The organism is Mesorhizobium album (assembly GCF_033977205.1).
Taxonomy (GTDB): domain Bacteria; phylum Pseudomonadota; class Alphaproteobacteria; order Rhizobiales; family Rhizobiaceae; genus Mesorhizobium; species Mesorhizobium album.
The window spans coordinates 131,339-141,882 of the sequence record NZ_JAVIIW010000014.1 but is presented as its reverse complement, the minus strand read 5'-3'; the positions used below and the strand labels follow the sequence as shown (position 1 = coordinate 141,882).

Below are 10,544 nucleotides of genomic sequence, written 5' to 3'. Positions count from 1 at the left end.
CCGGTAGCCATGGTTGACCAGCCAGTCCTCGAGCTGCTCGGCTGATGTGTGCATTTCGGTCTGGCTGATCGCCAGCTTCTTCAGGTTCGGGTTGAGATTGATCAGAAAGAAAACGACCAATGTCAGGCACAGCATCGTCAATGCCATCGTGCCAAGGCGTCTGAGGATGAAAGATAGCATGGCGGCCCCTGCCGGTCTGGTTGGGGGTTGGAGCCTGTCTAGAAACCAACCCGGCCGTTAGCGGCCAGGCTGATTGTCAACGGACCCTCGGATGCGATCAACCCTGTTTTGTTACATGTCATTGGCGAAAGACCGCGCGCTCTTGGAGCGGCGGCTTCCGGTTCCAGCATTGTGTGGGGAGTGAGGGGAAGGGGCAAGAGCCCCTTCCCGATCGGCTCCGATCACGCCTGGTCGAGCCAGACCTTGCCGTAATCGCGTTCGAAGGTCGGATGCATTTTGTAGTTCTGCACCGCCTTGACCGAGTGGCTGTAGAGCTTGCGCCAGTAAGGCTGGATGATGATGCCGGCATCCTGCAGGATCTGCTCGATGTCCTTCATCATGCCCTTGCGCTTGGCGGCGTCGGCGACGGCAAGCGCGGCATTGAGCTTGGCGTCCCAATCGGGATTCGACCAAGCCGTCTCGTTCCAGGCTTCGCCGGTGCGATAGCCGATCGCCAGCACCTGTACACCCAGCGGCCGCATGTTCCAGTTGGTCATGGACAGCGGATACTTGGTCCAGTCGTTCCAGAAGGTCGAGCCAGGCAGCACCGTGCGCTTCACCTTGATGCCGGCGTCGCGCATCTGCGCGGCGATCGCATCGCCGGTGTTCTTGTGCCAGTCCTCGTCGACCGTGATCAGCTCATGCTCGAAGTCGGCTTGGCCGGCCTCCGCCAGTAGCGCCTTCGCCTTGGCCGGATCGCGCTTGATCTTCGGCAGCTCGTAGTATTCCGGATGGATCTGGCAGACATGGTGGTTCTCGGCGACCGTGCCGGCATTGCCGTAGCCGAGCTGCAGGACGACGCTGTTGTCGACCGCGAGTTGCAGGGCGTTGCGGACCTTCTGGTTGTCGTACGGTTTGTTATTGACGTTGGTGCGGCAGACGATGGTCGAGGCAGTGACGATCTCCGACTTCACCAGATTCATGCCGTCGAGGATCGACACATAGTCGGCCGAGGTCTCGAAATTGGTGTGAACTTCGCCCGATTCGAACGCACTGACCATGGCTTGCGGATCGGTGCCGTAGTCGATGAACTCAATGCCGTCGAGGAACACCTCGCCGTCCCACCATTTGTTGTCGGCACGGCGCTTGTAGACCACCTTCTGGCCGACATCGTAGGAGACGAGCTCGAACGGACCGGTGCCGATCGGGCACGATTTGAAATCGCCACCCTTCTCGTCGAAGCTCTTGTGGACGATCAGGCCCGGATAGTCGCACATGTTGGGGATCAGCGCGATGTCCGGCTTGCCGAGCTTCAGCTTGATTGTGTGATCGTCGACCTTGGTCACGGCGCTCTCGTCGAGCTTGTCGTCCTTGACCAGCGTGCCGAGGCGGCCAGGCATCGAATTGCCTTCGGCCTTCTTATCGGCCCAGCGCTTAAGGTTGAAGATGACGTCGTCCGCCGTGAAGGCATCGCCGTTCGACCAGGTCACACCCTTGCGCACATGCAGCGTGTATTCGGTAGCATCATCGTTCACGTCCCAGCTTTCCAGCAGATAGGGGCGGAACGTATATTCGGTGGTGTACTTGACCAGCGGCTCGAGCGCCTGGCGCTCGGCATTGGCGATTTCCGACCAGTCGGACTTGCGCGGATCCTTGGGGTCCTTGATCCACTGCGCGACCTTCAGCGTGCCGCCCTTCTTGCCCTTCACTTCATCGGCCTTTGCCGGCGTCGGGTCGGCCAGGCCAAGCATGCCGTAGGCCATCGCCGTCGATGCGCCGAAGACGCTGGCGAGCGCCAGGAATTCACGCCGGTCCACCTTTCCTGCCTTGGCCTCTTCGGCCATGGCCAGGATATGGTCCGGAACGCGGTCACCGTTACTTTTATAGATTGCCATGACTATCTCCCATTGTGGCTTTCTGCCTTTTAACATTCCGCATCCGGACCGTGATGTCAAAAGACGGTGTGGAGTGGGAACGTGTGGGCGAAATGTGCAACTTTGGAACGAGACCGGTTCGCGCAATAGCGACAGTCTTGACGCAAATTTGTTAGTGCACTGCACATTTCCCGAGAAATCGACAGGGCGGTTAAATCAATACATTTATGCGGATAAGGGCTTTGCCCGAGTGAAAAAAGCCTCCCGACACCGCCGGTGGCGGGCGCCGCATCGTCAATATTCGCGTTCGTAAAAGACGCCGCCTTTTGCCTCGCCCGCGTCGTTGGCCTCGCCGCGCAGCTTGACGCCGCGCCCGACATTGAGGTCGATCGTGGCCTTGCCGGAGCCCGGCTTGTCGCCCTTCTGGATCGTCACATAGGTGCGGTCGTTCAGGTACTTGCCGGCCGAAACGGCCGTGCCGCCCTTCTCGTCCGTCGTCACGTCGAGATCGTCGAAGCCGATGGCGCTGCGCAGGTTCTCGAGCAGCGAGGTCGATCCGCCGACGCCCGCAAGTTGCGCCGCCGCATCGGCAAGCTGGGCGATCTGTAGCGGCGACAGATTCGACATCGAGCGGCCGAAGATCAGCTGCGCCAGCACCTCGTCCTCCGGCAGCGCCGGCACCGAGGAGAAGGTGAATTTCGGATTGGTCGCCTCGCCGGAAACGACGATGGTGACAGTGGCGCTGCTGGTCGTCGTGGTCGCCGTCAGGTTGAGATAGGGCACCAGCGAACCCTGGAACCCGACCGTGCCCTCGGTGAAGGTCAGTCGCTTGGCAAGGATGGTCAGCCGCCCGCGCTGCAGGGTGAAGGTGCCTATCGCCTGCGGCGCCGAAGCCGGGCCGGTCAGCTTGAGCGAGCCGCCGAGTTCGGCATCCAGACCCCGCCCCTGGATGAAGATCTGGTTCGGCGCGTTGACCGTCACGTCGAGGACGAGGCCGCTGCCGCCATTGCCGCCGCCGCTGGATGTCGGCGGGTTCAGCGCCTTGTCCTGCGCGCGCACCGCACGCGGCGCATTCTTGTGCTTCACATCCAATGCCGAGAGCGAACCCGGCAGCTTTTCCGGCACAGTGATGACCGTCTTGGCCAGATTGATGGTGCCGGCAATCACCGGCGCCGAAACGAGCGGCCCCTTGATGGTCAGGTCGCCGCCGAGATTGGCGGTCACCACCCTGCCGTCGGTATAGCGGCCGTCGGTGAGTTTGATCGAAAGATCGGCCGGAAAGCCCTGCGCAGGCGTGATGCCGACCGTGCCGCTGGCCGAAAGGCTGCCGCGCGTCGACAGCGTGCCCGTCAGGCGATTGATCCTGGCGACGCCGCCCCCGATCGAGACGTCGGCCGCGATGTCGTTGACCGCAAGCCCTGAGCGCGCGTCGATGAGGCGCGCGCCTGACGTGGTGACTTTGCCGCTGATCACCGGCGAGGACGCGGGACCGCGGACTTGCACGTCGACATTGGCGGTGCCGTTAAGCGCAAGGCCCTGCGCGGCCAGTTTGGCGGCAAGGAAGGAGAATGGCACCTTGCCGTTGAAGTCGAGCGCCAGGGTCGGCGCGCCAGCCGTCGTCACCGTGCCGCCGCCCTTGAGGCCAAGGCCGGCGCCATCGCTGATGTTGGCGTCGAAGGCAAGCTTGTTGGCAGCAAAGGTTCCCGACGACGTCACGTTCATGCCGCCAAGGCCGGCGCCGCGCGTCTGCGAGGTCTGCACGGCGGAAGCATTGACATTGAAGGCGACCGCCGGGCTGGCCGGCGCGCCGCTCACCTTGACCGTGCCTGAGATCGAGCCTGCCGCATCGAGGCCCGGCGAAAAACTGTTGGCAAGCGAGACCGGCACCCTTGCCAGATTGGCGTTGATGTCGAGCGTCTGCGCGACCTTGCCGGTCACCGTCGCCGTACCGCCGCCGAGATTGAGCACGAGCTTGTCCAGCGTCGTCGCGCTATTGGCGATGGTCACGGTCGAGGCCTGCGCGATCCCCGCCTTGATCCCCTGCACCGTCGCCTGGCCGGAGGACAGCTCGATGGTCGTCGTGCCGTTCGCCACCCTGACCCGGCCGGCCGCCTGCGCCGGAATGTTCTTGACCGTGGCGCCGCCGGAAAAGCCGGTCCAGTCGCCGTCGCGCTTGAGGTCGACATTGATGCCGGTGACGGCAGTGCCGCCGGAGGTCACGTTGTCGGCGCGGATCTTGCCGGAGATGACAGGTGCCGCAAGGTAATTGGCGATCTGCGCGTCGATGGCGACGTTCTTGGCCGATAGATCGCCGCGTTTGATCGCGGCCGTAGTCGCCTTGACGGCGACGTTCGCTCCGTTGCCCACCTTCGAGAAGGCGATCGTGCCGCGCACGTCACCCTCCGCCTTTTCCAGCGCAAGCGCCGCCAGCGGCCCGATGTCCGGCAGGTCGAGCGACACGGTGCCAACCGGCACGAAAGCCTCGTCCAGCGCCAGATCGCCAGAGACCTTGTTTGATCCCAGCGCCAGCAGAAGCCCGTTGATCGCGCTCTTGCCGTTGGTGGTGGCAAGCACGGCATTGCCCTGCAACGGCTGCCCGGCGACATTGCCGGTCAGCTGCACATTAGCCGCCGGATTGGCCGCATCCGCCTTGCCGGTCGCGGTCAGCCTGAGGCCCGTGATCTCGCGCGCCGCCACCGAAAGCCTGTCGCTGTTCACAGTCAGCGAAAGATCGGGCGCCGCGGCGGCGCCTTGCGCGTCGAGGGCGAAGGTGATGGCACCCTTGGCATCCTTCGACAGCAGCGAAATGTCCGCCAATGCGCCCTTGATCGCGGCGCTGAGCTTGTTGTCGGCGATGCTCGCCTGACCGTCGGCAGCAAACGCCCCCGACGCGACCTTCACCGGACCGACACTGACATTACCCTTGGCGTCGCGCTGCGTCGTAGCGCTGAGTTGCGTGCGCTCGGCAAGCACGCCGCGCACCGCTGCCGGCAGGGCGGCAGATAGCACATCCGCCTTGACGGTGAAGTTGACGGAGCCGTCGGCAAACGAAACCCGGCCGTTGAAGGCGCCGTCCACCGCCCCGCTGGTTGCCGAGCCGCTGTTGATGGTGATCGCATCTGGAGCAAGGCTACCGGCGACCTTGGCCGTGACCTTGCCGGCGACCAGCGGCGCAACCGTTGGATTGTCGAGATCGATCTTATCGGCCGCGACCATGCCGGAAACCGGCCCGCTCCGGCTCTTCACATCGAAACCGTCGGAATGCAGCGCCAGCGCCAGGCCTTCCACCTTGATGTGGTTGGCCGTGGCGGAGGGGAGCGTGGCGGAGATGTCGAGCCGCGGCGTCGCGCCCTGCCCCGCGGCCTTTACCGAAACGGCTCGCAACTCCAAATCGACGGGGCTTTCGGCTGTGCCGAATTTGAGCGGCAGGCTCGGCCCGTTCGAGGAGAGATCCAGCGAGAAATCGCTGGCGCCGTTCGGATTGACGGTGCCGGCCGCCTTGCCGGAAATCTTGTCGCCGGAAAGCGTCGCCTGGTCGATGATGAGGCCACCCGCCGTTGAGACGCTGCCGGCAGCATCGAGATTGAGCGGCCCGAGCCCCGCCTGGCGGGTCTGGCTGGTCTCGGCGCCGGCGAGCTTGGCGATGAACCGGACATCAGGGTTGGAGGACGGGCCGGTGACGTGCGCCGAGCCTGCCAGCGTTCCGGCTGCATCGAGACCAGCAACGAAATCATTGGCGAGCGACGCCGGCAGCTTGGCGAAATTCGCCGTCAGGTCGAGGATCTGACCTGCGCTGCCGGAAACCGTTGCCGAGCCGCCGCCGAGATTGAGCGCGAGTTTCTCGATGCTGGTCACGCCATTGGCGATCGACAGGCTGGAAGGCTCGGCGATCGCCGCCTTGATGCCGCGCACTGTCGCTTCGCCGGAAGCGATCTCGACGGTGGTCGTGCCGCCGGCGATCTTCACGCGGCCTGTGGCGGTGGCCGGAATGCCGGATGCCGTCGCTCCGCCGGAAAAATCGGTCCAGTCGCCGTCGCGCTTCAGATCGATGCCGATGCTGCTGATCACCGTGCTTGCGGAAGTCACGCTGTCGGCCTTGATCGTGCCCGAGATCGCCGGTCCCTTGAGATAGTTGGCGATCAGCGCGTTGACGGTGATCGTCTTTGCCGCCAGTTCGCCGCGCGCGATCGATCCGCTGGCGGCATTGATGGTGACGGTCGGCGCCTCGCCGTCCTTGGCGAAAGCGATCGTGCCGTTGATATCGCCGGTCGCCGTCTGACCACCAAGCGCCGCCAGCGGCCCGATATCGGGCACGGCCAGCGTCAGCGTGCCGAGCGGCAGGAACTTATCATCGAGCGCGAGGTCGCCCGAAACCTTGTTGTCGCCGAGCGCAAGGCTGAGCCCCCTGATCGAGCGCTTGCCGTCGGCGGTTACCAGCGAGGCTCTGACATCGAGCGGCTGTTCCTCGGCGCTGCCCGTCAGCGAAACATCGGCCGAAGGGTTGGCGATGTCGGCCTTGCCCTTGGCCGAAAGCTTGATGTCCTTTACCGTGCGGCCGGCCGCGGTCAGGCTGGCGCTGTCTGCCGAAACTGAGAAGTCAGGCGCCCAGCGCGGACCGCTGGCGGTCAGCGCGAAATTGACCCCGCCGGCCAGCGGCGTGCCGGCCAGCGACGATAGCGGCGAGACGTCGCCTAGCGTGCCATTGACGTTCGCCTGGATGTCCGAGCCCTGGACGCTGCCGGTGCCGCTGGCGCTGAGCGAGCCGGAGGTGAGTTCCAGCTCGTTGGCCGCAAATGCGCCTTGCGGATCACGGGTCGCTGTGGCCGAGAATCTCACCCGCTCGCCAAGCAGCGAGCTGATCTGCGGCGGCAGCGCCTTCGATACGGCGTCGGCGTTCATCTTGAGCGTCATGGAGAGATCGGCGAGTGACACGCTGGCTGTCAGCGCGGCATTGAGCGCATCGCTGCGCAACGTGCCCTTGTCGATGGTCACGTTGTCACGGCTGATCGAACCGGAGAGATCGGCAGCGAGCTTGCCCGTCACTAGTGGCGCCAGCGTCGCCACGTCGGTCTTCAGGCCGGCGGCGGCAAGCTTGATGCCGACGGGGCCGCTGCGGTTGTCGACGTCGAAGCCGTCCGAATGGATTTCACCCGTCACGTTGTTGAGCTGCGTGCCGCCGACAGCGATCGAGGCCAGCGAGGTGCCGATATCGACCATCGGCGCCTTGCCGTCGCCAAAGGCGCGCGCCGTCGCCTTCTCCACGCCAATCAGGATTGGCACCGCACTGGTGCCGACATCGATGACGACCGGCTTGCCCTTGGCGGAAAGCTCGACGGCAAGGTCGCTGGCGCCTTTCGGATCGACATTGCCGGTGGCCGTGCCGTGAACAGTGCCGCTCTCTATATTGGCGCGCTCTATATCGACCCCGCCGGTGGCGGTCGCGGTGCCGGCGAGGTCGAAGCTTGTCTTGCCGGCAAACAGCGATTTGAATTTCTCCGGCAGGAAGCGCTCGAATTCGCCGTCGCCCTTGGCCTCGATATAGTGCCCCTTGTCGCTCAACTGGTGGCGGCCGGTGAGCTGGGTGACGATCTGACGGTCGACGACGAAGGTGCCGATGCCGCTCCAGTTGGCGAGCGGCCCGGTGCCCGTAACCACAATGTCGACAGGCGGCGCATCGGGCAGCTTGAGCAGGTTGGCAATGATGCCGCCCGCCGGCTCCGATGCCTTGAGGGCGAGGTCAAGCTTGTTGTCGGCTGGCGCGAAATGAATCTTGGCGTCGACATTGCCTTGCTTGCCGTCATGGCGAGCGACGTTGAGCACCGTCTCGATCGCCAGCGGTGACGGATCGGCTTTCAAAGACCCTTTGGCGGCGAGTTCGGCAATGCCGCTGCCGGCGAGTTGCTGCCCAAGCGCGATTTCAGGCAGATCAATCTGCTTGACGTTGATCGAAACCGGCAAGCTGGTCGATCCGCCTTGGGACGGCTGCTGGCTGGCTTGCGGCAGCCGCGCCAGCTCGATGCGCTCGGCGGCGATCCGGTCGGCATTGAAATTGCGCGACAAGAGCGCCGTCGGCGACCAGTCGAGGGCCACCTTGCGCGCCACCAGCCAGGGTCCGGCGCGGTCCTCCAGCACGACATGATCCAACCGCAGCGCGCCGGACCATATGCCTTCGATGCCGCTGACGGTGACCTTGCGGTCTTCTGTCGAGGCCATTGTCGAGATCAGGCCGGCGAGATTTTGCCGGCCGCCTTCGGTCGCCGTCAGCACGACGAGCGCGCCGATCGCCACCACCAGCGGCAGGAGCAGCAGGTAGAGACAGATGCGGAGGATGCGCCAGAAGATCTTCATCGTCAGAACGCCTGGCCGATGCCGGCATAGATGCCGAAATGCGGATCGCTCGGATCGCGGTTGAGCGGCACCGCCGCATCGATGCGCAGCGGCCCGAACGGCGTAAGATAGCGCAGGCCGACGCCGGCGCCGACCTTGACGTCCGAGAAATCGGGGAAGGATTTGGTCGAAACCGTGCCGGCATCGACGAAAGGCACGATGCCGATCGTGTCGGTGATGGCGATGCGCATTTCGACCGAGGTCTCGAAGAAGGACAGGCCGCCGATTGGCTGGCCATCGATGTCCTTCGGGCCGATACCCTGATAGGCATAGCCGCGCACCGAGCCGCCGCCGCCGGAATAGAAGCGCCGGTCGGCCGGAACGTTCTGCAGGCCGGTGCCGACGATCGAGCCGATGGCGGCGCGTTCGGCGAGAACGAATTTGCTCGCCGTATCGAGCGACTGGTAGGCGAAGCCTTCGCCCTTCAGCTTGAGGAAGGTCGCGCCGTTCAGGATGTCGTAGCTCGGCTCGGCATAGGCGAGCGCCCGGAAACCCCTGGTCGGGTTGAGCTTGTTGTCGCGGCTGTCATAGACATATTGCAGCGGAACGCTGGCGATCAGATAGGTGTGCTTGCCGAAGGCGTCGGTGATCCTCGAGTAATCGAGATCGAATTCGGCCGAGACCCGCTGCCTCTTGTCGAGGTCGTAGGAGACACCCACGTCGCCCTTGACCGAAAAATGGTCATAGGCGTCGGGGTGCTCGAACACGGTCTTGACGCCGGTGAAGAACTTCGATGTCGGTCCCAGCACGCCCGGCTTCTCGAACATGATGCCGGCATTGTAGTTGAGCGCGGAAATGCTGTTGCTGCCGATACCGCTGATGGAGCCGTCGATGCGCAGCTTTTCCGCCTGGCCGAACAGGTTGCGGTGGCCCCAATAGCCTTCCAGCCCCAAGCCCTCGGTATTCGAAAACGTACCGCCCAGGCCGAAGAAGCGCGGCTTGCGCTCGCTCACCTGGACATCGATCGGGATGTTGCCGTTGGCGTCGAGCCTGTCGCCTTCCTTGATGGTGACGCTGTTGAAGACCTCGAGCCCGAGCAGCCGGTCGCGGGCATCGTCGATCTCCTGCGGCGAATATTGCTGGCCGCGCTTGAGGCCGGTCATGTACTCGGTGAAGTCGCGATCGACCTTCTCGGTGCCTTCGACCGTCGTTTCGCCATAGCCGGCGACCGGGCCGGCCGCCACCGTCAGCGTCACGTCGAGCGTCGAAGTGGCATGGTCGGCGACGATCTCGCGGTTCGTCACCTTGGCGAGCGGCCTGCCCTCTTCCTTGAGCGCCCGCACGATCGCCGCTTCGGCCTTGAGCACGGCGCCGGACCCGGCATCGCCGCCGGCGATCAGGCCGAAATCGGCGCTCGCAAGCCCGGCCGCGTCGCCCTTCAGCCTGATGTCGCCCAGCGTGAATTTCGGTCCGGCGGCGATGTCGACGGCCACAGGGATGGGCTGCGGCCCCTTGAATTCGGCGTCCGGCGGCAGCTCGTCTATGGACTTGCCTTGGATGGTGATGGTGACCACGCCTTCATAGCGCGCGTCGGCATAAAGGGCGGCAACAAGCTGCTCCCGGTCGCTGCGCGCCTTGGCCATCAGGCCAAGCGACCCCGACACCGGATGTTCCTCGTCGCTCTTCAGCGCCGAGGCATTTTCCAGCTTCTTGACCAGATCCTTGTCGGCGTCCGGCGCATCGATCGTCACCGAATAGCGCAGCGGATCGACGATATCGGCATCCTCATCCTTGGACGAGCCCCAAAGCTTGATGCCAAAGATCTCGAAGGCAGCCGCTGGCGGCGCTGAGCCGGTAAGGATGGCCGAGCAGACGAGCGCCAAAAGCAGGGCGCGCGGAAGCCCGCGCCCTGGCGCGATCCCTCCTGACATCTGCGTTTCACACGCCGGCATTAACTCAACCTAGTCGACAAAACTAAAATTGGAATGAAGTTCTGAAACGCTCGTAAAGGGGCCACAATCCAATTGTCTGAAATGGACAGGGCTTGGAATTCACACCTTTTGCATCTTCGCAAGAAAGTGTGATCCATCTCATAGAGGTTCTGTCGAAATACCGGCCTTTGGCCGGCATGGAAACCGTTGGCAGGTTGAAAACCTGCCGCGTTCCGGCGTTGACAAGCCTGCT

General features: G+C 64.1%; 3 protein-coding genes and 1 pseudogene. All 4 read right to left on the bottom strand.

Annotated features, from left to right (window positions below):
• Nucleotides 1–180, bottom strand: a pseudogene (locus RFN28_RS14405) (ABC transporter permease); the annotation flags it as partial.
• A 221-nt stretch (nt 181–401) separates the two neighbouring features.
• A complete protein-coding gene (locus tag RFN28_RS14400; RefSeq protein WP_320287997.1) occupies nt 402–2,054 on the bottom strand; it encodes an ABC transporter substrate-binding protein in 1,653 nt (550 codons plus the stop codon).
• 273 nt (nt 2,055–2,327) lie between these two features.
• A complete protein-coding gene (locus RFN28_RS14395) occupies nt 2,328–8,381 on the bottom strand; it encodes a translocation/assembly module TamB domain-containing protein (protein ID WP_320287996.1) in 6,054 nt (2,017 codons plus the stop codon).
• A 2-nt stretch (nt 8,382–8,383) separates the two neighbouring features.
• Entirely contained in the window at nt 8,384–10,312 is a 1,929-nt protein-coding gene (locus tag RFN28_RS14390; protein WP_320287995.1) for an autotransporter assembly complex protein TamA, read from the bottom strand.
• Nucleotides 10,313–10,544: the final 232 nt, after the last annotated feature.